This is a genomic window from Pseudonocardia sp. DSM 110487, assembly GCF_019468565.1.
In the GTDB taxonomy this organism is placed as follows: domain Bacteria; phylum Actinomycetota; class Actinomycetes; order Mycobacteriales; family Pseudonocardiaceae; genus Pseudonocardia.
Genome location: NZ_CP080521.1, coordinates 1,790,419 through 1,815,230 on the forward strand (window position 1 = coordinate 1,790,419; position 24,812 = coordinate 1,815,230).

General features: G+C 71.1%; 25 protein-coding genes. 11 read left to right on the top strand and 14 right to left on the bottom strand.

Annotated features, from left to right (window positions below; genetic code table 11):
* Window positions 1-94: 94 nt before the first annotated feature.
* The 6 genes from K1T35_RS08155 to K1T35_RS08180 all read right to left on the bottom strand — a co-directional run bounded on the left by K1T35_RS08155 (window position 95) and on the right by K1T35_RS08180 (window position 7,161).
* Complete coding sequence (locus K1T35_RS08155) at window positions 95-880, bottom strand: polysaccharide lyase family 7 protein (RefSeq protein ID WP_220259550.1); 786 nt, start codon at window positions 878-880, stop codon at window positions 95-97.
* A gap of 151 nt (window positions 881-1,031) precedes the next feature.
* The gene (locus K1T35_RS08160; RefSeq protein WP_220259551.1) at window positions 1,032-2,402 is read right to left on the bottom strand and encodes a nitrous oxide reductase family maturation protein NosD; all 1,371 of its coding nucleotides are present in this window, start codon (window positions 2,400-2,402) and stop codon (window positions 1,032-1,034) included.
* Window positions 2,403-2,446: 44 nt separating this feature from the next.
* Entirely contained in the window at window positions 2,447-2,686 is a 240-nt protein-coding gene (locus K1T35_RS08165) for a hypothetical protein (protein WP_220259552.1), read from the bottom strand.
* Window positions 2,687-2,696: 10 nt separating this feature from the next.
* Window positions 2,697-4,934: a right-handed parallel beta-helix repeat-containing protein gene (locus K1T35_RS08170; RefSeq protein ID WP_220259553.1), complete on the bottom strand. Its 2,238-nt coding sequence runs from the start codon at window positions 4,932-4,934 to the stop codon at window positions 2,697-2,699.
* On the bottom strand, window positions 4,931-6,181 hold the full coding sequence (locus K1T35_RS08175) for a glycosyltransferase (RefSeq protein WP_220259554.1): 1,251 nt from the start codon (window positions 6,179-6,181) through the stop codon (window positions 4,931-4,933). The genes K1T35_RS08170 and K1T35_RS08175 overlap by 4 nt, the downstream gene beginning before the upstream one ends.
* On the bottom strand, window positions 6,178-7,161 hold the full coding sequence (locus K1T35_RS08180; RefSeq protein WP_220259555.1) for a nucleotide sugar dehydrogenase: 984 nt from the start codon (window positions 7,159-7,161) through the stop codon (window positions 6,178-6,180). The genes K1T35_RS08175 and K1T35_RS08180 overlap by 4 nt, the downstream gene beginning before the upstream one ends.
* A gap of 706 nt (window positions 7,162-7,867) precedes the next feature.
* Here K1T35_RS08180 and K1T35_RS08185 point away from each other — a divergent pair.
* Window positions 7,868-8,818, top strand: coding sequence for a patatin-like phospholipase family protein (locus K1T35_RS08185; protein WP_220259556.1), 951 nt, complete (start codon window positions 7,868-7,870; stop codon window positions 8,816-8,818).
* An 18-nt stretch (window positions 8,819-8,836) separates the two neighbouring features.
* The gene (locus K1T35_RS08190; RefSeq protein WP_220259557.1) at window positions 8,837-10,120 is read left to right on the top strand and encodes a competence/damage-inducible protein A; all 1,284 of its coding nucleotides are present in this window, start codon (window positions 8,837-8,839) and stop codon (window positions 10,118-10,120) included.
* Between the two features lie 30 nt (window positions 10,121-10,150).
* Here K1T35_RS08190 and K1T35_RS08195 read toward each other — a convergent pair whose 3' ends face one another.
* A complete protein-coding gene (locus K1T35_RS08195) occupies window positions 10,151-10,753 on the bottom strand; it encodes a superoxide dismutase (RefSeq protein ID WP_220259558.1) in 603 nt (200 codons plus the stop codon).
* A gap of 238 nt (window positions 10,754-10,991) precedes the next feature.
* Between K1T35_RS08195 and K1T35_RS08200 the strand changes: the two genes are divergently transcribed.
* Window positions 10,992-11,438 carry a hypothetical protein gene (locus K1T35_RS08200; protein ID WP_220259559.1) on the top strand — a complete coding sequence of 149 codons (447 nt, stop codon included), beginning with the start codon at window positions 10,992-10,994 and terminating at the stop codon, window positions 11,436-11,438.
* 1,260 nt (window positions 11,439-12,698) lie between these two features.
* Here the strand turns inward: K1T35_RS08200 and K1T35_RS08205 are convergent.
* The 4 genes from K1T35_RS08205 to K1T35_RS08220 are packed head-to-tail and all read right to left on the bottom strand — an operon-like array spanning window position 12,699 to window position 16,411.
* Entirely contained in the window at window positions 12,699-13,832 is a 1,134-nt protein-coding gene (locus tag K1T35_RS08205) for an epoxide hydrolase family protein (RefSeq protein ID WP_220259560.1), read from the bottom strand.
* Window positions 13,832-14,593, bottom strand: a complete 762-nt coding sequence (locus K1T35_RS08210; protein WP_220259561.1) for an SDR family NAD(P)-dependent oxidoreductase — start codon at window positions 14,591-14,593, stop codon at window positions 13,832-13,834. The genes K1T35_RS08205 and K1T35_RS08210 overlap by 1 nt, the downstream gene beginning before the upstream one ends.
* A gap of 8 nt (window positions 14,594-14,601) precedes the next feature.
* On the bottom strand, window positions 14,602-15,600 hold the full coding sequence (locus tag K1T35_RS08215; protein ID WP_220259562.1) for an acetamidase/formamidase family protein: 999 nt from the start codon (window positions 15,598-15,600) through the stop codon (window positions 14,602-14,604).
* Between the two features lie 58 nt (window positions 15,601-15,658).
* Entirely contained in the window at window positions 15,659-16,411 is a 753-nt protein-coding gene (locus K1T35_RS08220) for an IclR family transcriptional regulator (protein ID WP_255621696.1), read from the bottom strand.
* Between the two features lie 78 nt (window positions 16,412-16,489).
* On the opposite strand from K1T35_RS08220, the gene K1T35_RS08225 reads away from it, so the two are divergent.
* The 4 genes from K1T35_RS08225 to K1T35_RS08240 are packed head-to-tail and all read left to right on the top strand — an operon-like array spanning window position 16,490 to window position 19,338.
* A complete protein-coding gene (locus tag K1T35_RS08225; protein ID WP_220259564.1) occupies window positions 16,490-17,662 on the top strand; it encodes a 4-hydroxybenzoate 3-monooxygenase in 1,173 nt (390 codons plus the stop codon).
* A complete protein-coding gene (pcaH, locus tag K1T35_RS08230; protein WP_220259565.1) occupies window positions 17,659-18,387 on the top strand; it encodes a protocatechuate 3,4-dioxygenase subunit beta in 729 nt (242 codons plus the stop codon). The genes K1T35_RS08225 and pcaH overlap by 4 nt, the downstream gene beginning before the upstream one ends.
* A complete protein-coding gene (gene pcaG, locus K1T35_RS08235; RefSeq protein WP_220259566.1) occupies window positions 18,380-18,928 on the top strand; it encodes a protocatechuate 3,4-dioxygenase subunit alpha in 549 nt (182 codons plus the stop codon). Before pcaH ends, pcaG begins: the two co-directional genes overlap by 8 nt.
* Window positions 18,929-18,939: 11 nt before the next feature.
* A complete protein-coding gene (locus tag K1T35_RS08240) occupies window positions 18,940-19,338 on the top strand; it encodes a nuclear transport factor 2 family protein (protein WP_220259567.1) in 399 nt (132 codons plus the stop codon).
* Between the two features lie 10 nt (window positions 19,339-19,348).
* On the opposite strand, the gene K1T35_RS08245 is transcribed toward K1T35_RS08240, so the two are convergent.
* The 3 genes from K1T35_RS08245 to K1T35_RS08255 are packed head-to-tail and all read right to left on the bottom strand — an operon-like array spanning window position 19,349 to window position 21,728.
* A complete protein-coding gene (locus K1T35_RS08245; RefSeq protein ID WP_220259568.1) occupies window positions 19,349-19,954 on the bottom strand; it encodes a response regulator transcription factor in 606 nt (201 codons plus the stop codon).
* Between the two features lie 6 nt (window positions 19,955-19,960).
* Window positions 19,961-21,085 (bottom strand): sensor histidine kinase, encoded by a 1,125-nt coding sequence (locus K1T35_RS08250; RefSeq protein ID WP_220259569.1) that lies wholly within the window; start codon window positions 21,083-21,085, stop codon window positions 19,961-19,963.
* Window positions 21,086-21,095: 10 nt separating this feature from the next.
* Window positions 21,096-21,728 carry a VC0807 family protein gene (locus K1T35_RS08255; protein WP_220259570.1) on the bottom strand — a complete coding sequence of 211 codons (633 nt, stop codon included), beginning with the start codon at window positions 21,726-21,728 and terminating at the stop codon, window positions 21,096-21,098.
* A gap of 186 nt (window positions 21,729-21,914) precedes the next feature.
* Between K1T35_RS08255 and K1T35_RS08260 the strand changes: the two genes are divergently transcribed.
* From K1T35_RS08260 to K1T35_RS08275, 4 genes are read left to right on the top strand one after another with little or no spacing between them, the layout of a single operon-like run.
* The gene (locus tag K1T35_RS08260; protein WP_220259571.1) at window positions 21,915-22,412 is read left to right on the top strand and encodes a GtrA family protein; all 498 of its coding nucleotides are present in this window, start codon (window positions 21,915-21,917) and stop codon (window positions 22,410-22,412) included.
* Entirely contained in the window at window positions 22,394-22,552 is a 159-nt protein-coding gene (locus tag K1T35_RS08265; RefSeq protein ID WP_220259572.1) for a hypothetical protein, read from the top strand. Before K1T35_RS08260 ends, K1T35_RS08265 begins: the two co-directional genes overlap by 19 nt.
* Before the next feature lie 37 nt (window positions 22,553-22,589).
* Window positions 22,590-23,588, top strand: a complete 999-nt coding sequence (locus K1T35_RS08270; protein ID WP_220259573.1) for a glutathione S-transferase family protein — start codon at window positions 22,590-22,592, stop codon at window positions 23,586-23,588.
* A gap of 52 nt (window positions 23,589-23,640) precedes the next feature.
* Entirely contained in the window at window positions 23,641-24,765 is a 1,125-nt protein-coding gene (locus K1T35_RS08275; protein ID WP_220259574.1) for a glycoside hydrolase family 3 N-terminal domain-containing protein, read from the top strand.
* Window positions 24,766-24,812 lie beyond the last annotated feature (47 nt).

Consider the following 24,812-nt stretch of genomic DNA (forward strand, 5'->3'; position numbering starts at 1 on the left):
CCCGCGTGCGACCGTTCGGCGACCTGTAGCCCGGTCGAGCGCACCCCCGGAGAGGCGGCGGCGTTTGCCGGGCGCTCCCGCGGGGCGCCCGCGTTCACGGTGAGTGCTCGACCTCGAGCGAGTAGAGGACAACCTCGGCCACCGCGTCCGGAGCGTCGCCGCGCTCCGGGTTGGACTGGACGTAGCTGCCGGTCTTGAAGTACCAGCCGTCGCCGCTGAGCGGGAGGTCGGCGGCCAGCTTGTCGTCGTAGAAGACCTGGACCTTGCGGTCGGCGGCGACGATGCGCAGGTCGTACGGGGTACCGAGCTCGTAGGCCTGGTCGATGATGATGTCGTCGCGGCCGTCGTCGTACTCGACCTTGAGCTGAGTGCCCTCGAGCCGCACCATCACGACGTCGCTGTCCACGTCGTGGATCTGCGCCGTCACGACGTGCGGCTTCGCTTCGGGCAGCCGCGTCACGGCCTGCCGGAGGCTCATGGTGTGGGTGCAGGACTCGTTCGACCAGCTCGCCAGTTCACCGCCGTGCATCTCGCGCAGCTCGGAACGCGGGTACTTGCTGTTCTTGGTGGTGGCGCCGCCCGCGTTGGCCCGGAACACGATGCCGTCGCGCGTGTCGTTCAGCCGGAACCAGTCGTCGACGAAGGACTCGAGTGCGGGCGGGTAGACGTCGTCGGGGTCGCCCTTCTCGCCGGTCGGCAGTGTGAGGTACCAGTTGCCGAGGTCGACCAGGTCGGCGGGAACCTTCACGTCGCGGATCGGGCTGAGCACGCGTTCCCACAGCTGCTCCAGCATCGGACCGATGCCGGGACCGGGGTCGGGGATCGGGACCGGTGGGAGCGCGACGAGCAGCGCGGCGAGGAACGGGGAAATGCGCGGCACGAGACCCTCCCGGTCGGAGTCGATCGGGCGCACATGATCGGCCCGGGCGCATCAGGCTAGATGCGCCCGGGCCGCCGGAACTCGCGATCGGACGTCTCGTCCGGGTGGGAAGCAGTCCCCATCAGGTGACGTTGCGGAAACCTCGGCCCGCTCAGTCGTTGAGGATCGCGGCCTGCTGGTTGTCGAAGATCGAGTTGGTGCCGTCGGGTACGACGGCGGAGCCCTTCAGCATGATCCCGGACCGGTTGGCGAAGATGGTGTTGTCCGCGATGTCCACGTCGCCGTCGATGTCTACGTACACGCCGTAGCGGCCGTTCTCACCCACGGTGTTGGCGCGCACCGTGCTCCGGGCCGACTCGCTCACCACGCGCACACCGTCCTGCTTGTTCCCGCGGACCTGGTTGTTCTCGACGAGGTTGTTCTCGGCGGTCTGCGTGACACCGATGCCGGACTCGTTGTTGTCGTAGATTCGATTGTCGCGGATGACGCTGTCGTGCGACTCGTTGATGTTGATGCCCTGTGCCGCGTTGGCGAAGGTGTCGTTGCCTTCGATCGTGTTCCGGTCGGACCGCAGGTAGAGCACGATGCCGTGGTGGGCGTTGCGGTAGACGGTGTTGTTGCGGATCACGCTGTCGGTGCAGTCCTCGGCGAGGATGATGCCGTGCTTGCCGTTGTCGTGGACGACGTTGCCCTCGATGGTCATGTTCTTCGACCCGGTGTGGGGGTCGATGCCGTACAGCCGGTTGTCGTGGAACTCGTTGTTCGTGACGACGAGCCCGTCCACCTCGTAGCTGTAGAGGCCGAAGTAGTTGTGGGACACGAGGCTGTTGGTGATCTTCCCAGTCGTGCCGTGGGTGCGCCACGACAGCCCGTAGGACTCGACGGTGCTGTTGCCGAGGAACCTGAGCTCGGCGTTGTCGATGTCCATCCGCGCGCCGTCGCGGGCGAGCAGGTAGCCGCGGCCGTCGTCGAGGTTGGTGTCGGCGGCGTTCGACCCGGGGTCCCACGTGGTGATGCAGCTGCCGACGACGTCGAGGCCGCCGCCGGACGCCTTCAACGACGCGAACTTGCCGTTCTCGCTGACCAGCTTGAGCCACTTCACCTCGGGCGCCGCGATCCGCAGTGACGCACCGGCGAGGATGGAGATGTCGGCGCGCAGCTCCCACACGCCGTCGCCCGTGTTGCGCAGCGCGTTTCCGCTCACCCGCTGGGCCAGCGCCGGCAGGGTCACACCCTCGCCACCCTGGAGGTTGATCGTGTTCCCCGCGGCGTCGAACCGTGCGTTGGGGGCGCCGCCGGACTCCCCGCCGCCTCCACCCGAGGCCTCTCGCGTGCACGGCTTGGCTGGGTCGATCTTCTCGTTGGGCGTGGCCTCTTTCCGCGTGAGCGGATCCGGCGTCGGGCTCGCGCAGGCGCTCGCCAGCAGCGCGGCGACGGCCAGGAGCACCCCGAGCGCCGCTGTCCGACCACGTGGGGTCCGGCCACGGGGGCGGTCGGCGGGGGAGGCGATCTGTCGAGACATCGTCTGGGTCATCCTCGGGTCCGCACCGGCGCTGCCGCCGGTGATCATGGTGCGCCCGGGGTGCCGCGGTCGCTGTCGTCGTCGGACGCAGGCGGCTGCCCCGGTGGGGGTTCCGAGCCCGCCGTGAGGGCGAGCTCGGCGAAGTCGGCGTGCTGGTGCACGGGGCGCGGTCCGTTGCCCGGGAACTCGTCCGGCGCCGGCGGCCGACCGCCGCGGCCCCCGACGCCCACGAGTGGGGTGTCGAGGACCGCGGCGGCGGATCGGGACGGGGATCGGGACAACATGGACGCGTTCCTAGCCGGCTCCCACCGGGACCGCCGGCGGCAGGCGCTTCCGGTTGCCGCCCACCTTGCGCTGCCGGAAGGAGTGCACCTGCTCGAGCACGATGGCCAGCACGATCAGCGGCACGCCCATGGCGGCCAGCAGGTTGAGTGGCGGAAGGCTGATGTTGTTCGTGCCCTCGGGGACGAACACCCCACGGACCGCCTCCAGCGCGTGCACGCTCGAGTTCGCGAGCACGACCTGGCTGCCGGGCGACACGTCGAGCCCCAGGTCGGTGGCCTCGATCGCGACGTTCTCGGCGCGCACCATCTCGGGCGAGCGGATCCGCATGCCCGCGCTCGGGCCGTTGATCGCGACCGAGGTGATCGTCGCAGCCCCGGTGACCTGGATACCCGTGGCGCCACCGTTGATCGAGCCGCCGCTGACCACGGCGTTCGGGGTCCCGAGACGGACCGCGCCGTCCGAGACGTTGTTGGCCGTGAGGTCGGTGATGGTGACGTCCTGCGCACCCGGCGACGAGACGACGCCGTCGCGGCCCCCCTCGATCGTCGAGCCTGCGAGCTTGATGTGCGCGGCACCGCGCTCGATGCGCACGCCGGCCTTGGCGTCGCTGACCTGCACCGCGTTGACCTGGATCTCCTTGCCGCCGATGTTCACACCGGCGACCCGGGAGCCCTCGATCGTCGAGTTCTTCAGCTCCAGGTTGGTGGTGCTCTTCTCGATCACGACGCCGCGGCGCCCGCCGCTCGTGCGGATGTTGTCGAGCACGACGCCGGTGCTGCCGACGTGGGTGAAGATGCCGATCGGCTGGTCGGTGGCGGTGAAGTCGGTGACGTTGACGTTCTCCACCTGGTTCAGCCGCAGGCCGCCCGCCTCGTCGGCCTCGGTGTTGATGGCACTGATCTTCGTGCCCTTCTGCACCGTCACGACGAGGCCGTAGAGCTTGTTGTTGAGCGTGGTCAAACCGCTGACCGGCCGGTCGGAGTTGTCTCCGCCGACGAACATCCCGTTGCCGCCGTTCCGCTCGGCGCGGAGGTTGGCCATGCGGGTGCCCTGGTCACCGTTGAGGATGATGCCGTCGCTCTCCGACTCGGTGACCGTGACCCCGTCCAGGTTCACGCCCTGCGCCTTCGAGACCTCGACACCGATGTTGTTGCGCTGCAGCGTGGTGCGCACGAGCGACCCGCTGCTGCCCGGGTTGAAGCCAATGGCGGGCTCGGCGGTCACCTGACCGTTCTCGGGCACACCCATGTCGGTGATGGTGACGTCGGTGGCGTTGACCTCACCCCCGCCGGCTGCCTCGATGAAGGGCTTGCCGGCAGCGTCCATCGGCAGCTGCTGCCCGTTGCGGTCGACACCGGACAGGGTGGTGTTCTTCAGCGTCAACCGGCCGCTGCCGGTGAAGATCGCGCAGGCGTCCGGCACCTCGGGCCCGCCGAGCACCTTGACGGTGGGAATGTCGGCGATCTCGAAGTTGACGCCCGGCGTCAGGACGATGGCCGCGTTCAGGTTGGCGGTGTCGCCGTCGATGGTGATCCAGTCGGCCGGCAGCATCCTGTCGAGCTCTTTGAGGTCCAGCGTGCCGGGGCGCCGCGGCGGGAGGTTGGTGAGCCGTCCGTTGTCGACGACCTCGACGCGGTCGGTACGGATGGTGACCATCTGGCGGGGGCGACCGCGCTCGTCCCACGACGCGCGTGCCTTCGCCGCCTGCTCGGCGCGCTCCTGGGCGTCACGAATCGCGCGCAGCCTCTCCTTCTCGGCCTTCTCCGCGGCCTTGCGGGCCGCTTCGGCAGCATCCTTCGCCGCCTCCTGCTCCGCCTTGCGCTGGGCCTCTGCCTCGCGCTGCGCCTCGCGCTCCGCCTGGGACGGGCCGGTGGGCCGCGGGGTGACTACGCCGCCGTTGTTCCCGCCGTTGTTCCCGCCGGTGTTGCCACCGGGGTTACCGCCGTTGTTACCGCCGTTGTTACCGCCGTTGTTGCCACCGGGGTTATCGCCGGGGTTATCGCCACCGTCGCCGTCCCCGCCGCCCGGATCGCTGGCGGACCCGCCCGGGTCGCTTCCGGACCCGCCCGGTTCAGTGCCGCTGCCGCTGGTGCCGTCGCCGGCCGGTGGCGTGGACTGGATCACCGCCGCACCGGCGGTTGCCGCGGCGGCTGAGCCTGCCGTGACAGGAAGAGTGAGCGCGCCGAGGGCGAGGCTCGCCATGATGATCCTGGCGAAGCCCCGCCTGCGCGTCCGGGAGCTGGTCATGCGGCCCTCCCAACACCGACCGCCCGCATGGGGATCGTTGCGTCGTCTTCGATGCCGCCGCCTGCGCCCGCGGTGCGGACGACCTGACCGTTCTCGACGGCGACCTGGCGGGTGCCCCACTTCTGGTAGCGGATCGTCATCAGGGCACGGATCTTGATGAGCGCCATGAGCCACGAGACGACCACGTAACCCAGGACGAAGAAGAAGCTCGATGGCCGCCGCACGATGTGGGGCAGGAACTTGGCCGCGCGGCTGATCTGCCACCAGGCGATGAGGATGCCGGCCACGACCCACTGCTGCGCGACGAGCGCCGCGGTGAGGAAGACCGGGCCGAGCAACACCGTGAAGCCCGACAAGGCCTTGTCGATCATGGTGTAGGCGAGGAACGGGTGCTTCCAGATCCACGGCTTCGACAGCGCCCGGATGTCCGAGCGCCACGTGTTGCGCGCCCACCGCACCCGCTGCTTGAAGAAGATGCTCCACTTGTCGGGGAACGTGGACCACACGACGGCGGTTCGCTGCATGTAGGTGAGGTAGCCGTGCTCGAGGACGAGCGTGGTGAGGCGCTTGTCGTCGCCGGACAGGCACGGCACGCCCCAGAACGACTCCTCCATGAACTCGGGCTCGATCTCCAGCAACAGGCTGCGCCGGTAGATCGCGGTGCGTCCCGACAGGCACGCCACGGCCTGGCCCAGCAGGGTCTGGCTGGCGTTCTCGTCGAAGTACCTGTTGTCGAGGAACATGTCGGTGATCCGCGCCAGGAACCCCTTGGTCCCGTAGACGCTCTGCCGGGTGCCGACCCCACCGATGCGGGGGTCGGCGAACGGCTTGCAGACCTCGGCGGCCACGTCGGGGGCCCAGATCGTGTCGGAGTCGACGAGAGCGACGAGCTCGGTGCGGGCGGCGCGCCAGCCACGGCGCAGCGCATCGCGCTTGCCCGGGACGTCGGTGATCAGAATCCGGACCGGATACCTGCGGGCGATCTCCTGGCAGGTCGTGTCCGAGGAGTCGATGACGAGGATGACTTCCTCGACACGGTTGGCCAGCCAGGACTCGATCGCCATCGCGAAGATCTCCGGGTCCTCCTGGTAGGTGGGGACCACGATGCTCATCGGGAGCCGGTAGTTGTTGACCACCGGTTTGTAGAGCACTGCCGGGATCCGGCGGACCAACCATGTGGCCCACCGGATCAGGCCGAGCACCCCGAGCGGGGTGCCCAGCACGTAGTAGTACGCAGGTAGGTTCATGCCGGCTCGTGCTGCTGCTGTCCGCTCGTCACTGCAGCAGCCGTCTCCTTTCCACTGGCGGCCAGGCGCAGCTGAGCGTGTGAAGCGGCGTGCGTGGCGGTGTCGACCTCTTCTGAAACGATCGCGGCGAGGCGGTCGTTCGTTTCAACCACTGCCGAGAGCAGGGGCATGTCGACGTCGATGTTGGCCGCGAAGCCGAGGAAGCCGCAGGTGTCCTTGGGCAGGCAGACCCCGCCGTAGGGGGCGCCGCCGCGGATGCCGTACTCGGGGTTGATCGAGCCCTCTGCCGAGCGGGCGACGGTGGCGGCGATCGGGTCGAGGTCGAGGCCGAGCTTCTGGGCGACCAGCCACATCTCGTTCCAGAAGCTGATCTTGGTGGCGTTGTAGATGTTGTGCGCGGCCTTGATGAACTCGGCCTCGGCCGGGTTGGTGAAGGTGCGCAGCTCGCCACCGAACGGGGACAGGATCTCGCGCAGCCGCTCGACGTTCTGCGGGTCGCGGCTGGCGATGATGGTCATCCACGGGTTGGCGAAGTCCTCCGCGGCGGAGACCGCGCGCAGGAACTCGGGGTTCGAGGCCAGCCCGAAGCCCTCGTTGGCCACCATCCCGGAGTTCTCCTCCAGGGTGTTCTTGACCAGGCCCTCGGTGGTGCCCGGGGGAACGGTGGAGCGCACCACGACGGTGTGGCGGGCGGCAGAGCCCTTGAGTGCGCGCCCGACCGATGCGGTGCCGGCCTCGAACGCCGACAGGTCGTAGCGGTGCCCGTCGTGCGGCGTGGGCAGGGTGAGGAAGATCAGCGACTCGGGCTCGTCGGTCAGGTCGATCTCGGTGCGGGCATCCCACCCGCGCTGCTTGAGCTCGTTGACCCGTGCCTCGTTGATGTCGATGAACGTCACGTCGTGGCCGGCCTCGCGGAAGCCGCCACCGGTCGCAGCTCCCACGACACCCGATCCGACGATGAAGATCCTCGACGACTGCATGGAATGCCCCTCCAATTCTTGACGACCGTTCGGGCCGCCTCTGACGAACGATGGTTTCGCAACCGATGGATCGACGGTCGTCCAGGTCCTTCGTCACGCAGCGCAACCACGCGAGTAGAAGTGGCCACACGAATGCCCCGGTTTCCCCAGGTCGGTGACAGGGTACCTGTTGCGCGGATCATCCGGTGGAGTGATGGACCTGAGAGCTTCACAGCTCTTTGTAACCAAGAGCTGTGATCTGAGTCACCTTATGAATCACTCGCTCGGAGGAATTTGCAGGGGTGTCGCCGAATAACGGTAACGTTTCCTTGGGGACCGCTCAGCGTTTCTGCATTGCCGTTCGGCGCCACTACTCGACAATGGGCGCGCGTGGATCACCGCTCGGCGCGCGCAGGGGAACGTGGACGCAACCTCGGCGTCGCCGGCTCGTTCGCCCTTGCTGACCGCGACCGAGACCGGTCACTCCCCGTGCTCTCGACCGCTGCCCCGGCCGGGCGACGTTCCACCCGTCCGGGTCACTGCCGCCCCGACCTGCCGGATCGTCCCTTGTGGAGTCCGGCCGGAGGCGGCCCGCATCCGCCGCGCCGACCGACAGCCTAGCCGCGGTGAACGCTGCCCGCCGTCATCGCCCGAGCACCCGGTGTGGCTGTGACGTCGGCGGCGCGGCCGGCACCGTTACCCTGATCGGGTGCCAATGGTGTCTCCCGTGCCCTTTCTCCACGGTGACCGGGAGGTCATCGACGTCCTGCGCGAGCGGAGAGCGTCGCGCACCACGCCGGGCGCTCGCGACGACGGGAACCGGGTCGCGCTCGTCATCGGCGGCGGTGGGATGCGCGGCGCGTACGTGGCGGGGATGCTGCGCGCGCTCGACCGGGCCGGTCTCGTGCCCGCCTTCGACGAGGTCTACGGGGCCTCGTCGGGTGGGTTCAGTGGTGCGGCGTTCCTCACCGGCGACGCCGCCGCCTGCGCCGCGAGCTATCCCGAGGACCTCTCCACGGACGTGTTCATCAACATGCGGCGGCTCGGCAGCAGGCGCCCGGTGGTCGCCCTCGACCACCTCGTGCACGACGTGCTCTGCGATCGCAAGCCACTCGCGTGGCACGAGCTGGGGCACACGCCCGCGCCGCTGCGGGTGGTCGCCACCGACGCGGCGGACCTGACCGCCCACACCCTCGAGGGCATGGAAACGGTCGAGGACTGGCAGCGAGCGCTGCGGGCGAGCGCGTCCATCCCGTTGCTGGCCGGGCCGCCGATCCCGTGGGGCGGGCGGCGCTGGGTGGACGGATCGATCGCCGAGCCGCTCGCCATGGCGCGGGCCCTGCGCGGAGGTGCCACCCACGTGCTCGTGCTGCTGTGCCGGGGGAGTGACGACCTGCACGGAGACCCCGACGCCGGGCTTTCCCTGTGGGCCCGCGCGCTCGACCGGGTCGTCCCCGGGCTGGGCTCGCTCGCCCAGGGCTCCCGCCGGTACGGCGCCGACCTGCGCCTTGTCACAGACGCCGCGCACCCCGAGCGCGGGCCGGGTCACCTGGCCGCGATCGGCCCGTCCCGCTCCACCGGCATGGGGGCACTGTGCGTCGACCCCGTGCGCGTGGGCGAGGCGGTGCGGATCGGCGACGAGTCGGCGGCCACGGCGTTGGAGGCGGTAGCCGCCTGATCCGGTTACGGTCGGCGCGTGGGAGCTGGGGTCCGGCCACGCGCCGCCGTCGTCGTCACCGGGAGCGAGCTGCTGACGGGGGTGATCGCCGATCGCAACGGCCCGTGGGTCTCCCGCGAGCTCGCCGCGCTCGGCTTCGAGGTGGCGCACGTGCAGCTCGTCGGCGACCGGCCGGACGACCTCACCCACGCGCTGGAGTTCGCCGTCGAGGACGGCTGCGAGCTGGTCGTCACCAGCGGCGGGCTCGGCCCGACGGCCGACGACCTGACCGGAGAGGTCGTCGCCCGGTTCGCGGGCGCGCCGCTCGAGCTGGACGAGGCGATGTACGAGCGGATCGCGCAGATCCTGGCCGGCTTCGCCGCCCGCACCGGCTTCGGCGGCCCGGCCCTCGACGCGGCGAACCGCAAGCAGGCCATGGTGCCGAAGGGCGCGGTGCCGCTCGACCCCGTCGGCACGGCGCCGGGGCTCGTGGTGCCCCGGCCCGGCGGGCCGCTCGTCGTGGTGCTGCCCGGGCCGCCCCGCGAGCTGCAGGGGATGTGGCCTGCTGCGCTGGCGTCGGCCCCCGTCCGGGACCTGCTGGCGCACGTGCCGGCGGCCACCGCTCGATCGTTGCGCTACTTCGGCCTGCCCGAGTCCGAGATCGCCGCCACCCTCCGCGAGATCGAGGCGGAGCACGACCTGTCCGGCATCGAGATCACCACCTGCCTGCGCCGGTCGGAGCTGGAGGTGGACCTGCGCCCGCAACCGGGCGCCGAGGAGATCGCAGGGGTCGTGCACGCCCAGCTCGCGGCCCGGCACGCGCGCCACCTGGTGAGCGTCGACGGCACGAGCACCGACGACCTGCTGGCGCACGCCCTGCGCGAGCGGGGCTGGACGGTCGCCACGGGGGAGTCGTGCACGGGAGGCATGCTCGCCTCCCGGCTCGTCGACCTGGCCGGGTCGTCCGACTACGTCGCGGGCGGAGTGGTCGCCTACTCCAACGAGGCCAAGACCGCCCTGCTCGGCGTGCCGGCCGAGATGATCGCCACGCACGGCGCCGTATCGCCGGAGGTCGCACGTGCGCTCGCCGACGGGGCCCGCGAGCGGCTCGGCGCCGACGTCGGGATCGGGATCACCGGCGTCGCGGGCCCCGGCGGCGGCACCGAGGCGAAGCCCGTCGGCTACGTCTGCTTCTGCGTCACCACCGGCGACGGCCAGGTGATCGCCCGAGACCCCCGCCTCCCTGGCGGTCGCACGGACATCAGGGAACGCTCCACGGACGTGGGCATGCACCTGCTGCTCCGCGCCGCGCGCCACTCCTGATTCCGACGAACGGCGCGTTCGTCGGAACGGTCACGCTGCGCGGGCGTTCTCGAAGCGCGCCTGCGCGTCGGCCCAGTTCACGACGTTCCACCAGGCCTTGACGTAGTCCGGCTTGACGTTGCGGTATTGCAGGTAGAAGGCGTGTTCCCACATGTCGAGCATGGTGATGGGGATCTGGCCTGCCGGGAGGTTGGCCTGCTGGTCGTAGAGCTGGTGGATGAGCAGGCGCTGCCCGAGGGTGTCCCAGCCGAGGATGGCCCAGCCGGAGCCCTGGATGGTGGTGGCGGCGGCGGTGAAGTGGGCCTGGAAGGCGTCGAAGGAGCCGAAGTGCTCGTCGAGGGCGGTGGCGAGTTCGCCGGTGGGCTTGTCGCCGCCGTCGGGGGAGAGGTTCTGCCAGAAGGTGGAGTGGTTGACGTGGCCGCCGAGGTTGAAGGCGAGGGTTTTCTCGAGGCCGACGATGGTGCTGAAGTCGCCTTTGTCGCGGGCGTCGGCGAGCTTGTCGAGGGTCTGGTTGAGGGCGCCGACGTAGGTCTGGTGGTGTTTGGAGTGGTGCAGCTCCATGATCTCGCCGGTGATGTGCGGGGCGAGGGCGCCGTAGTCGTAGGGCAGGTCGGGCAGCGTGTAGGTGGTCATCAGTAGCGATGATGATGCTCTTGCCAGTAGATTGCAACTACCTCCGGCTGGTGATCGTTCTGGCAGCTCGACGTCGGCGGGGGACGCGGACCCGGCCGACCGTCGGCCGGGTCCGCGTGTAACTGCGGGACGCCCGGGAGCGTTATGTCGTCGGGGGAGTCGGCGTTGCGCGTGTAGTGCGTGCCCGGGGGGAAAGCGCATGGGGATGTGGGCTGGATGGCCAGGTCGGGCGAAGGCTGTGGGGCGGCCGGAGCGCCCGCCTGAGGACCGCTCGACGCTCACCCGTGACGAGCAGCGCCGGTTCGACGAGATCGCCCGCCAGATCGATCAGGACGTGGACGCCGTGCAGGCACCGGTGACCACCGCGGTCGTCCCGGTGCGGCTGGCGGCGGTCGGGTTGCTCGTCGTCGGGCTGACCGGGCTCCTGACCGGCTTCGCCAGGAGCGACGTCGTTGTCCTGGCGGTCGTCGGACTCGCCCCGATCGCGGTCGCGCTGCTCCTGCTCGCGCTGGCGAGGCCTCCCCGGCCTGCACCGGCACCGTCGGGCGGACCGCTGGTCACGCGGTTCTGGTCGTGGCTCACCACGTGTGCCGCGGACGGTTGCCGCGAGCATCCCGTGCACATGGGGTGGTGCCGCGAGCACGCCCCGCGCTACGAGCCGGGGCCCGACGAGTTCTGGGGCTAGTACCACCGCCGGACGTGATCGTTCTTCTGATCGCAGGGCTGGGGAAGCATCTCGCACGGCGGAGCCGCCGGCGCAACCCGTGTCTGCCGGCGCACCCCCTCGTAGGTCAGACACCCCGTCGACCGGGCGCGCCACCCGAGAACGAGTGCGTCGGGCGACACGAGGCCGGGTCGGGCCGCCCGGCGAGAGCCTGTGATCATCAGATCGGCACCTTTCCCGACCCGGGGGCGTCGGGTTTCGCGCCGAGCCGCTGATCATCCGCTTGGGTCGCGGTGCGTTCCGCGGAACGCACCCCCCGGGAGGGTGCGGCCGGGTGCCGGACGCTTTCGTGGGCGCGCCGTTCCCGGCCCCGGGTAGCCCCTGGCCTCACCCACAGCCCTCGGCTGCCGTCGTGTTCTCGCCGGTTCGCCTCGACCGGGTCGCCTTGCGGGGGTGGCTGGGTTGGGTGCACTACCGAATCGTGTGGTTGCTCGGGCGGCCGTCCCCGGCGCGGGGGCACGCCCGTCCGGGACGAGACCGCCGCGGTTCGGGTGCCACTTGACTGGCTGTGGTCCCGTCCTCGCCCCCTGACCGCCCATGGAATCTGGGGTGTGATCAGCGGAATCGCGACCTGAGCTGCACCCCTGCAGCTGATATCCCGTTCCTGCTGATCATGGACCTGCGCGCGAGCCCTGTCCCTGGGTGGTCTCGCCTCGATCATCCGGGAGCGGGGCTGGGGGTGGAGGGTCGGGACCACAGCCAGTCGCGTGGCACCCGGCAGCGACGGTCTCGTCGGGAACGGGCGTGCCCCCGCGTCGGGGACGGCCGCCCACGCAACCCCAGGGTTCGGTAGTGCACCCCACCCAGCCACCCCCGCGACGTGAAGGGGTCGAGGTGAACCGGCGGAACACACGCGAGGCCCGGATCACGAGGCGGGCGCCGGGTGGCCCGGGCCGGGAACGGCGCGCCCACCGGCAGATGCCCCGACCAGATTGACCCGATGGATCGCCACGATCGCACCCCTACCGTCAGGCGCGGCGACGGGCAAGATCCGAACTATCGGTTGTCCATGGCTGCCGCCACGACCATGAGCACCCGTAACTCCGGATCATGGACGCGAAGATCGCAAGTAGCGGTTGCTCATGGCTGCCGGCACAGCCATGAGCAACCGCTACTGCGGATCATGTGGCAGTCCACGTCCCCGCCTCGACCAGCAAGATCACGAAGTAGAGCTGTAGTACTGGTGTCGGGGGAGGCCGCCCGTCCGCACCGCACGAGCCGTCAGCGCAACTTCCGGAAGAACGTCCGCAGCTCGTCGACGAGGACGTCCGGTTGCTCCAGCGCCGCGAAATGGCCGCCGACCGCGGGTTCGTTCCAGTGCCGCAGGTCGGTGTAGCGACGTTCGAGCCAGTGACGGGGCAGCCGGGCCAGTTCCTGCGGGAAGAGCGTGACGCCGGTCGGGACGGGCACCTCGTCCGTACGGCGGCGGTCGTAGCTCTCCCAGTACAGCCGGGCCGACGACGCGCCGGTGTCGGGGAGCCAGTAGAGCATCACGTTGTCGAGCAGGCGGTCGCGGGAGATGACGTTCTCCGGGTGGCCGGCGCAGTCGGTCCAGGCCCAGAACTTCTCGACGATCCACATGCACTGCCCGGACGGCGAGTCGGCGAGGCCGTACCCGAGCGTCTGCGGGCGGGTGGCCTGCTCGCGGGAGTACCCGGTGCCGACCTTCAGGAAGTTCTCGCGTGCGGTGAGCGCCTTCTGCTCGGCGGGATCGAGCGGCTGGCGCTCGCCTTCCGGCGGGGGTGCGGCCAGCGGCATGGTCAGGTGGATGCCGACGACGTTCTCCGGCGCGCCCGTGCCCAGCGCCGAGGAGATCGCCGATCCCCAGTCCCCGCCGTGTGCCCCGTAACGGTCGTAGCCGAGCCGGTCCATGAGCTGGGCCCACGCTGTGGCGATCCGTTCCACGCCCCAGCCGGGGACGGTCGGCTTGCCGCTGAACCCGAAGCCGGGCAGCGACGGGATCACGAGGTGGAACGCGTCGGCCGCGTCCGGCGGGTCGGTGAGTGCCGAGACGATGCCGAGGAACTCCACGATCGATCCCGGCCAGCCGTGCGTGAGCAGCAGCGGCATTGCGCCTCTGTGTCGCGAGCGCACATGCAGCAGGTGCACCTCGACGGTGTCGTCGCCGCCCCCGTCCAGTCCGGTGCGGAACTGGGGGAGCGCGTTGATCTCGGCCTCGCAGCGGCGCCAGTCGTAGCGGCGGGCCCAGTGGTCACACAGCTCGCGGGCGTAATCCAGCGGCACGCCCTGTGTCCATCCGGCCGCTGTGGCCGTGTCGGGCCATCGGGTGCGGGCGAGGCGCTCGCGCAGGTCGTCGAGCTCCGACTCGGGGACTTCGATGCGAAATTCCCGCACTACAACTGCACTCCTCTGGTCAGTGCCCCGTCGACGACGAGGTTGGTGCCGCTGATCCGTGACGCCCGCGGGCTCGCGAGCATCACCACGGCGTAGGCGGTCTCTTCGGGACCGCCCATCCGGCCGGTGGGGTTGAGGCCGAGCGCCAGGTCGTAGAGCGCGCGGTTGTTCTGCTCGATGTTCTGCCAGACGCCGCCGTCGAAGTAGACGTTGCCGGGGGACACGGCGTTGGCCCGGATGCCCTTCGCGGCCAGGTCGTGGGCGAGGCCCGAGACGTAGTGCACGAGCGCCCCCTTCATCACGCCGTACGAGCCGTCGGCGAAGTCGATCTCCCGGCCGGACACGCTCGACACGGCGATGACCGATGCGGCGTCGCTGCGCTCGAGGTGCGGCAGCGCCGCCTCGACCATCCGGACGGTGTGCATGAGGTCGACTTCGAAGCTGGCCCGCCAGTTCTCCTCGCCTGGGCCGATCGCGAGGGCGGAGACGTTGGCGACGACGATGTCGATCCCCCCGAAACGCTGGGCCGAGGCCTCGACCCACGCGCGGAGCGCGGCTGCATCGGCGACGTCGAGTGCCGTGCCGGCGACGTCGTGGCCCGCGCCGCGCAGTTCCTCTTCGGCCTTCTTGACGTCGACGTCGGTGCGGGCGCAGAAGGCGACCTTCGTGCCCTCGGCCGCGAGCCCGTCGACGATCGCGCGTCCGATCCCCTTCGAGCCGCCGGTTACCAGCGCCGTCCGGCCGGTGAGCTGCAGATCCACGTTGTCTCCTACAGGCTTGCGGCCTGCTCGCGCAGGTGGCGGTGCATGCCGCCGAAGGCGGCAGCGGTGGGCAGGAGCGACTTCTCGATCTTCGTGACCGCGCTGTAGTTGGTATCGCAGACGTTGGCCAGCGGCGAGCGGCTGACCTGGGTGAGCAGCTGGTAGGCGTCGAGGCGGTCGAGTCCGTACAGCTCGCCGAGCCAGGCGATCATGCCGATCTGGCTGGCGCGCCACGCGTCCTCGAGGGGGCGGGCCGACCCGACGACCGCGTAGTCCTCGTCGTGCTCCAGCCGTGGCCAGGCCGGCGCGTGCCCCTTGACCAGCTCCACGATCAGAGTGACGTCCATGGCACCCTCGACGGCGGTGCCGCAGCTCTCGCCCTCGCCCTGGCGGTAGTGCCCGTCGCCGACGGAGAACAGCGCGCCCTCGACGTTCACGCCGAGGTAGCAGGTGGTGCCGGCGCGCATCTCCGGGGTGTCCATGTTGCCGCCGAACGTGTCGGGCACGAGGCTCGACCGCACCTCGCGGGCAGGCGGTGCCACGCCGACCGTGCCCAGCATCGGCGCGATCGGCAGCTCGAGGCTGAGCGAGCTGCGCTGTGCCTCGAACCGGACGATCCCGCGTGCGCGGTCCAGCTCGTAGATCCACGTCTGCTCTGGCAGCGGGTCGTTCAACAGGGCGGTGCGGTCGGTGCCGGTGAGCGCGCCGAAGAACGGGATCGTCGACGACGCCGCCCAGTCCCTGGCCGGCGTGAGGTCGGCGATGTGCAGGGCGAGGGTGTCGCCCGGCTCGGCCCCTTCCACGTAGAACGGGCCGGTCTGCGGGTTCACCTCCGCCATGTTCAGCACCTCCGACGGTTTGTCGGTGGTGCGCCGCAGCCGTCCCGAGAAGGCGTCCTCCGTCCAGAGCTTCAGCACCGTGCCGGGTGTGATCCGGTGGGTAGGGGCGACGCCGCCGAACGTCCACGCGTACTGGTCGGGCTGCGGCCGGAACTCCAGGACGTCCACGCGGCAGATCGTGGGCCCAGGGCGGGATGGGCGCAAGACCGGGCCGGGATTGCAGCAATCAGCGGTGCCGGGGCTCGGGCGCACCCAGCGTCCTCGAGATGCCTCGGGCCGCCGCGCGCACCACCGGGATGTACGCCCGCGCGTCCGAGGTCTCCGCCGGCACCACCACCGAGAGCGCCGCCACCACGTCGCCGCGGGGGCCGTGCACCGGCGCCGCGATCGAGAGGGCGATCAGCTCGATCTGCCCGTCGCTCACCGCGACGCCGGTGCGCCGGACCTCGGCGAGCGCCCGCCGGACCTCCCCGGGGTCGCACATCGTCTTGGCCGTGTAGCGCTTCAGCGGGGCGGCGAGCACCTGTTCCTGCAGCTCCGGGTCGGCGTTGGCGAGCAGGACGAGGCCGACGCCGGTGGCGTGCAGGGGCAGCCTGCCGCCCACCCTCGTGATCACATTGACGGCGCCTCGGCCGGAGATCCGTTCGAGGTACACGACCTCGGTGCCGTCGAGCACCGCGAGCTGGACGTTCTGCCGGGTGACCTCGTAGAGGTCCTCCAGGAACGGCATGGCCGACTCCCGCAGCCCCAGCCCGCGCGGCGCGAGCGCGCCGACCTCCCACAGCCGCAGCCCGATCCGGTAGCGGCCGTCCGTCCCACGTTCGAGGGCTCCCCATTCGGCCAGCTCGCTGACGAGCCGGTGGGCGGTGGTCAGCGGCAGGTTCGCGCGGCGCGACAGCTCGGTGAGGCCGAGCTCGGGCCGCTCGGCGGTGAACGCCGCGAGCACCCGCAGCACGCGTCCCGTCACCGTTTCTCCCACGCCGTGAGTCTGCCGTGCCCCTTCCGCTGGCCGGAAGCCGAGTCGAGCATGCGGCCGGCGTGCGTCAGGCTTCATTGCATGCGCACGCAGGTCGGGATCGTGGGGGCGGGACCCGCTGGTCTGCTGCTGTCGCACCTGCTCGCCCGCGCCGGGATCGATTCGGTGGTTCTCGAGGTCCGCAGTCGCGAGTACGTGCAGCAGCGGGTGCGGGCGGGCGTGCTGGAGCACCCCACCGTCGAGCTGCTGCGCGAGGTCGGGCTCGCCGAGCGGCTCGACCGGGAGGGCATGCCGCACGAGGGCATCTCGCTGCGGTTCGAGGGCGTCGACCACCGCATCGACTTCACCGACCTCGTCGGCCGCGGGATCACCGTGTACGGGCAGCAGGAGGTCGTGAAGGACCTGATCGCCAGGCGCATCGCCGATGGTGGCGACCTGCGCTTCGAGGTCTCCGACGTCACGCTGGACGGGCTCGCGGACGCCCCGGTGATCGGGTACACCGGCGCGGACGGGCAGCGCCACGAGCTGCACTGCGACGTCATCGCGGGCTGCGACGGCTTCCACGGGATCAGCCGCGGCGCGTTCGCGCCGGAGGTGTTCGACCGCGAGTACCCCTTTGCCTGGCTCGGGATCCTCGCCAAGGCCGCCCCCACCCAGCACGAGCTCGCGTACGCCAACCACACGAACGGGTTCGCGCTCTACTCGATGCGCAGCCCGGAGATCACCCGGCTCTACCTGCAGGTCCCGCCGGACACCGACCTGGCCGATTGGCCGGACAACCGGATATGGGACGAGTTGGGCACGCGCCTCGCCGCAGAGGGCTTCACCCTCAACGAGGGCCCGGTCCTGGAGAAGGGCGTCACCGGGATGCGTAGCTTCGTGGCCGAGCCCATGCGGCACGGGCGGCTCTTCCTCGCGGGCGACGCCGCCCACATCGTGCCGCCGACCGGGGCGAAGGGCATGAACCTCGCCATCGCCGACGTGCGGGTGCTGGCCGAGGCGCTCACCGCGTACTTCGCCCGCGGCGACGAAGCCGGCCTCGACAGCTACTCCGACACGTGCCTGCGCCGCGTCTGGCGGGCGGAGCACTTCTCGTGGTGGATGACGTCGATGCTGCACAACGCGCCGGACGGCGACCCGTTCACCCGCCGCCTCCAGCTCTCGCAGCTGCACTACACGGTGACGTCGAGAGCCGCGGCCACCAGCCTCGCCGAGAACTACACCGGCCTACCTCACCGAGGAGGATCGTCATGACGCTCGCCCATCCCGCCGGCTATCGTCCGCCCCCGCCGGGCACGCACCCGCCGCTGGACTACCCCGGCTACAAGAGCACGGCCCTGCGGGCGCCGTCGCAGGCGCCGATCGTGCTGCCGAACCGGCTCACCGAGGTCACGGGGCCGCTGCTGACGGCGGGACACGACGACCTGATCGGGCCCAGCGACCACGACCTCACCACCCAGCACGCGGGCGAGCCGATCGGCCAGCGGATCGTCGTGTTCGGCCGGGTGCTCGACAGCGACGGGCGCCCAGTGCCCGACACCCTCGTCGAGGTGTGGCAGGCCAACGCGTCCGGCCGCTACCCGCACAAGAACGACAACTGGGCCGGCGCGCTCGACCCGAACTTCACCGGCGGCGGCCGGGTGCTCACCAACTCGAAGGGCGAGTACTCGTTCACGACGATCAAGCCCGGCGCCTACCCGTGGGGCAACCACCACAACGCGTGGCGCCCGGCCCACATCCACTTCTCGCTCTTCGGCCGCGCCTTCACCCAGCGGCTCGTCACGCAGATGTACTTCCCGGACGACCCCCTGTTCGACCAGGACCCGATCTTCAACTCGGTGCCGGACCCCAAGGCTCGCCTGCGGATGATCTCGACGTTCGACCTCGAGGCCACCCGGCCGGAGTGGGCGCTCGCCTACCGCTGGGACATCGTGCTGCGCGGCCGTGAGCAGACCCCGTTCGAGGAGCCCCATGAGTGACCTGCTCACCCCGTCGCAGACGGTCGGACCGTTCCTGTCCATCGGGCTGACGTGGACCGGCGGCCACCTGGTCGTCCCCGAGGGCAGCCCGGGGGCGATCCGCATCTCCGGCATCGTGCGTGACGGCGCGGGCGCACCGGTGCCCGACGGCGTGATCGAGACCTGGCAGCCGGACGTCGACGGCCGCTTCGACCACCCCGACGACCCGCGCGGCGCCTCCGGCTCCGGGTTCGCCGGCTTCGGCCGCTGCCCGACCGACGGCGAGGGCCGCTACCAGATCGTCACGGTGAAGCCGGGCGCGCTGGGGGACGGCCAGGCGCCGCACATCGACGTCACGGTGCTGGCGCGCGGCCTGCTCGACCGCCTGGTCACCCGCATCTACTTCCCGGACGAGAGCGAGGCCAACGCGGCAGACCCGCTGCTGTCGGCGCTGCCGCCCGAGCGGGCCGCCACGCTCGTCGCCAAGCCGGTCGGGGAGGGCGAGCTGCGCTTCGACATCCGGCTGCAGGGCGAGGGGGAGACGGTCTTCCTCCAGGTCTGATCGGAGGCACGATGTCCGACGAAACCGGTGCGCGCCCGGCGCCCGAGGTCGAGGCCATCGAGGATGAATGGTCACGTGCGATCGTCTCGAACGACGCCGCGCGCATCGCCGACTTCATGGATGACGACTGGGTGATGGTCTCCGAGTCCGGGGTGACGACCAAGGAACAGTTCCTGTCCGTGGTCGAGTCCGGGGCGTTGACCCACTCGGCCATGGACCGCGTCGGTGGTGCCCGGGCGCGGGCATACGGTGACACGGTGCTCCTCACCACGCGGATGACGAACACGGCGCACTACGAAGGCAGGCGGTTCGACGCCGACGAGTGGGTGACCGACGTGTTCGTGCGTCGCGACGATCGTTGGCTCTGCGTGCTGAGCCAGATCACCGCGGTGGCCCAGCCGGGCGACTGAGACGAGCAGGTCACAACCAGCCGTTCTCCTCCGCGATGCGGGCGGCCTCGGCGCGGTTGGCGGCGCCGGTCTTGCCGATCACGGCGGACAGGTGGTTGCGGACCGTGCCGCCCGACAGGTGCACGGCGCGCGCGATGTCGGCCACGCTCGCTCCGTCGCGGGCCGCACGCAGCACGTCGCGCTCCCGCTCGGTGAAGGGGCTCACGCCGCGGGCTAGGGATTCCGCGGCAAGGCCGGGGTCGACCACGCGCAGCCCGGCGTGCACCTTGCGGATCGCCTCCACCAGCTGCTCGGGCGGCGAGTCCTTCACCACGAAGCCCACCGCGCCGGCCGCCATCGCCCGGGCGAAGTAGCCGGGGCGACCGAAGGTCGTGCACATGACGATGCGGCACGAGGGGAGCGCGGCGTGCAGCCGGGCCGCCGCGGTCAGCCCGTCCGTGCCGGGCATCTGCACGTCCAGCAGGGCGACGTCGGGCGTGGTGCGGCGGGCCGCCTCGAGCACCGCGTCCCCGTCGCCGACCGAGGCCACCACCTCGACATCCGGCTCGAGATCGAGCATCGCGGCCAGCGCGCCGCGGACGAGCGCCTGGTCGTCGGCCAGCAGGACCCGGATCATTGGACACTAAGCCTCCGCGCAGAGGCGGAAACCCTTGCCCGGCAGTGGCTCCGCGGTCAGCCGGCCGCCCACCGCGGCCATCCGTTCGGTGAGCCCGGTCAGGCCCGTCCCGGCAGCAACCCCGTTCGTGGGGCGGCCGTCGTCCCGGATCTCCAGGCAGCGGGGGCCGAGCCGCACCTCGCAACGGTTGGCGCCGCTGTGCCGGATCACGTTCGTGATGCCCTCGCGCAGCACGTAGGAGAACGGCTCGCGCAGCTCCTCCGCGACGTCGTCGACGGCCTGGGGGAGCACCGCGGTGATGTCCGCGGCGCGCAGCGCCTCGTGGACCCCGGCGAGCTCGGCCGCCAGCGACGGCCGCCGGTAGCCCGACACGGTGGCGCGGATCTCGCCGAGCGCCTGCCGGGACAGCCGCTCGGCGTCCCGCAACTCGGTGAGCGCCCGCGCCGGATCGGCCCCGCTCTCCAGGATCCGCCGGGCCAGGCCAGTCTTCACGGTGATCGTGGTGAGGCTGTGTCCGAGTACGTCGTGCATGTCCCTCGCGAGCCGGGACCGCTCGTCGGCCACGGCGAGCACGCGGATGCGGTCGTGCGCTGTGCGGAGCTGGTTGACCGTGCGGATGAGCTGGGTGACCGTCACCAGGCCGGCGGTCATCATGAGCAGCACGAACGTGTCGCGCCAGTCGACCGCACCGTCCACCAGCCAGGTGCCGGCCATCACCGAGAGGGTGGTGAGCACTCCGAGCAGCACGCCCCAGCGCAGCGGCAACAGGATGATCCCGGCGGCCACCGCGTACGACAGCAGCGCCAGATCGCTGGGATCGGCGGTCACGAGTGCGAACGCGGCGCCTGCCAGGTACAGCCAGCCGATCGAGAGGCTCCGGACGAGCCGCCCGTGCAGCGGGGCGAGGTACAGCGTGAGCAGGTAGCTCGCGACGTAGACGCAGGCGACCGCGACGAGCGCGACGCGGCTGCCGACCGGCAGGCCCCATTCCTGGACGACGCTGCGCACGAGGAACACGAGGAACACCGCCGCGGCGATGACGGTGCGCAGGCGGCCCCGGCGGGTCGCCGCCGGGTCCTCCGGGGTCCAGACCGGCCACTCCCGGAGGTCGACGCCTTGCTCGACGCGCACGCCAGAGACCTTACGGTCGCCCGCCGCGCTGGCGCTTCACCGCGGCGAGCGTCCACAGCACGAGCAACCCGATCGTGCCGAACCGGAGCAGCTGCGACAGCCCGGCCGCGGCGTCCACAGGCAGCGTGTACGCGACCACGACCCTGGCCACCGCCTCGACCAGCATCCCGACGCCCCAGACGACGGTCAGCACGCGGAAGGCGCGCCGGAACTCCGGAACGGTGTGCCACCTGCGCTCCAGCTCGCCCCAGGCGGCCGGCTGGAACCGCACCGCGGCGTGCCAGACCATCGGCCGGCCGAACATGCACGTCCCCAGGAAGATCAGCCCGGCGATGGCCGTGCTGAACGACTCCTTCGCCACCAGGAAGCGGGCGTCCCCGGAGATCAGTGCGAAGGCGAGCCCCACCCCGAACTCGGCCAGCATGAATGCGGCGAACCCGTCGAAGCGGCGGGTGCGCGCCCACACGTATGCGATTCGCAGGCCCGCGGTCACGGTGCCGCCGAGCAGCGCGACATACGGCGAGGCGCCGAGCGCGCGCAGGCCGTAGTACGCCGCCAGGCTCAACCCGATGTCCCAGAAGAGGCCGAGGAACATCGACCCCCGAGGGGCGGTGGCGGGGGAGTGGTGCGTCTTCTGAGTCATGTCCGAGAGTCTGTGTTTCGTGGGATGTCGTCGACCACGACAGCGGTCACGACATCGCCGTGACATCTGTCAGGGCGGGAATGACGCTCCGCTCACAGTGTTCGCACAGGTGGGCGACAGCGCGTCCCCCACCGCGGATGAAATAAAGAGGATCATCGGGGGCGCAGCCGGAGGAGCGTGGTGGACATGGCGAGCGCGGTGGTCGCGCCGGAATGGTTGCGGCTGCGGCACCCGCTGTTCCTGCAGGTGGCCCGGTACGTGATGGTCGGCGGCCTCGGCACGGGCGTCAACGCTGTCGTCTTCCTGTTCGTGCGCAACGCTGGGCTGGACTCGGTGCCGGCGAACCTCGTCGCGCTGCTCGTGAGCACCGCGGTGAGCACGGAGGCGAACCGCCGGTTCACGTTCGGTGGCTCTGCGGTTCACCCGTGGCGTGCCCGGGTGCAGGTCGGCGGCACGGTCCTGTTCTACGCGTTCTACAGCTCCGCGGTCCTGCTGCTGCTCGGCCTGGTCGTCGACGAGCCGACGCCGGTGGAGGAGACGGTCGCGCTGGCCGCGGCGAGCGTCCTCGGCGGCGCCGGCCGCTTCCTGGTGATGCGCTACTGGGTCTTCGGCACGAGCGATCTCCCCGTCCGGCCGGTTGCCGCGGAACCTGGCACGGTGGACACATGGGACGAACGAACCTGAGCCGGACGATCGCGGCGGTCCTCGCCGGCGCTGCGCTGTTCCTCACCGCGGGTTCCTGCGGTGGCGGCGATGACGACGACGGCGACGACGCCCCCGGTGTCACGCAGCAGGAAGACGGCGACGGCGAAGGCGACGACTGACCGGTGCGGCAGACCGCAGGCGCATAGATTCGGGTCCATGACTGCTGCCCAGTCCGGAACCGAGGCTTTCGAGCGTGAGCCGGTCGCGCTCACCGAACGGATCACCTCCGACGGGTCGTCGGCGTGGCCGGTCGAGCCCGGCCGGTACCGGCTGGTCGTCGCGCGGGCGTGCCCATGGGCGAACCGCAGCGTGATCGTCCGCAGGCTGCTCGGGCTGGAACCGGTGCTGTCGATGGGCATCGCGGGCCCGCTGCACGACGAGCGGAGCTGGCGGTTCCACAACGACCCCGACAACAAGGACCCGGTGCTCGGCATCGAGCACCTGCGCGAGGCCTACGAGGCGGCCCAGCCCGGGTTCGACGCGGGCGTCACCGTCCCGACCGTCGTCGAGATCGCCACCGGCAAGGCGGTGACCAACAACTTCCAGTACCTCACGCTCGACCTGTCCACCCAGTGGGGCGCGTACCACCGGGACGGCGCCCCCGACCTGTACCCCGAGGAGCACCGGGCCGAGATCGACGAGATCAACGAGGCCGTCTACCACGACATCAACAACGGCGTATACAAGTGCGGCTTCGCCAAGGGCCAGGAGGCGTACGAGCGGGCCTATCGCGCGCTGTTCGATCGGTTCGACGCGCTGTCCGAGCGCCTCGCCACCCGGCGCTACCTGGTCGGGGACACGATCACCGAGGCCGACATCCGGCTGTGGGTCACGCTCGTCCGGTTCGACGCGGTCTACCACGGCCACTTCAAGTGCAACCGGCAGAAGCTCACCGAGATGCCGGTGCTGTGGGCCTATGCGCGGGATCTGTTCCAGACCCCCGGCTTCGGCGACACGATCGACTTCAAGCAGATCAAGCAGCACTACTACGGCGTGCACGCCGAGATCAACCCGACGGGGATCGTCCCGCTCGGCCCCGATCCCCGCGGCTGGCTCACCGCACACGGGCGCGAGGAGCTGGGCGGGCGCCCGTTCGGCGACGGCACCCCGCCCGGCCCACCCCCGGAGGGGGAGCGGGTTCCGCCGATCCGCTGAGCCCTCCGGGGCGGGTCCGGCCACGCTGCGGCGCGGAGGAAGATGGGCCGCAATGACGGTTCGCAAGCCGCTCGCGGTCGTGCTCGGAGCACTCGCCGGGCTGGTACTCACGGCGGTCCCGGCGGCCGCGACGCCGGCGCCTCCGCCCCCGCTCACCGGCGAGCACCTCGGCCCCGACCGGCTCCCGCGCTGCGCGGACGTGGTGGCGGCCATGAGCCCGCGGGACAAGCTCGCCCAACGGCTCATGGTCGGTGTCGACGGCGCCGATCCGCGCGCGACAGCCGAGAACGTGCGCGCCACCCAGGTCGGCGCGATCTTCGTCGGCGGCAACGCCACCGCCCTGCTCACCGACCAGGCGGTGCGCGGGGTGCGGGCGATGTCCCGCATCCCGCTGGCGGTGGCCGTCGACGACGAGGGTGGGCGCGTCCAGCGCCTCGACACCCTCGACGGCGAGCTGCCCAGCGCACGCGCCATGGCCCGCAGCCGCACCCCGGACCAGGTGCGCGAGCTCGGGGAACAGCGCGGCCGCGAGCAGCTCGCCCGTGGGATCACGATGAACCTCGCCCCGACCGTCGACGTCACCGGGAAGTCGGCCGCCATCGGCGACCGCTCCTTCGCCGACGACCCGGACACGGTCAGCAGGTACGCCGATGCGTTCGTCGAGGGGCAGCGGGCCGCGGGCGTCTACACGGTGCTGAAGCACTTCCCCGGGCACGGGCGGGCGAGCGGCGACTCGCACAAGGGCCGCGTCACCACCCCGCCGCTCGCCGACATGCGCGCCGACGACCTGCGCCCCTACGCCTCGCTGCTCGGGCCCGGCGGCCCGCTCGCCGACGGGCGCACGGGTGTGCTCGTCGGCCACCTGGACGTGCCAGGCCTCACCACGGACCTGCCCAGCTCCCTGACGCCCGAGGTCTACGCGCTCCTGCGCGGCGAGATCGGCTTCGACGGCCTCGTGCTCACCGACGACCTCGGCGCGATGGACGCCGTCACCGACGAGTTCACCCTGCCCGAGGCCGTCGAACGGGCCCTGGAAGCGGGCGCGGACATGGCGCTGTGGTCCAGCGGCGGCCGCATCACGCCCGTGCTGGACCACCTGGAGCAGGCCGGCCTGGACCCCGCCGGCAACGACGCTGCGGTCACGCGGGTGCTACGCGCCAAGCGCGTGTGCTCCTGACGGCGCCCACACCCAGAGCGCGACTCGCGCACACTCACACCGCGACT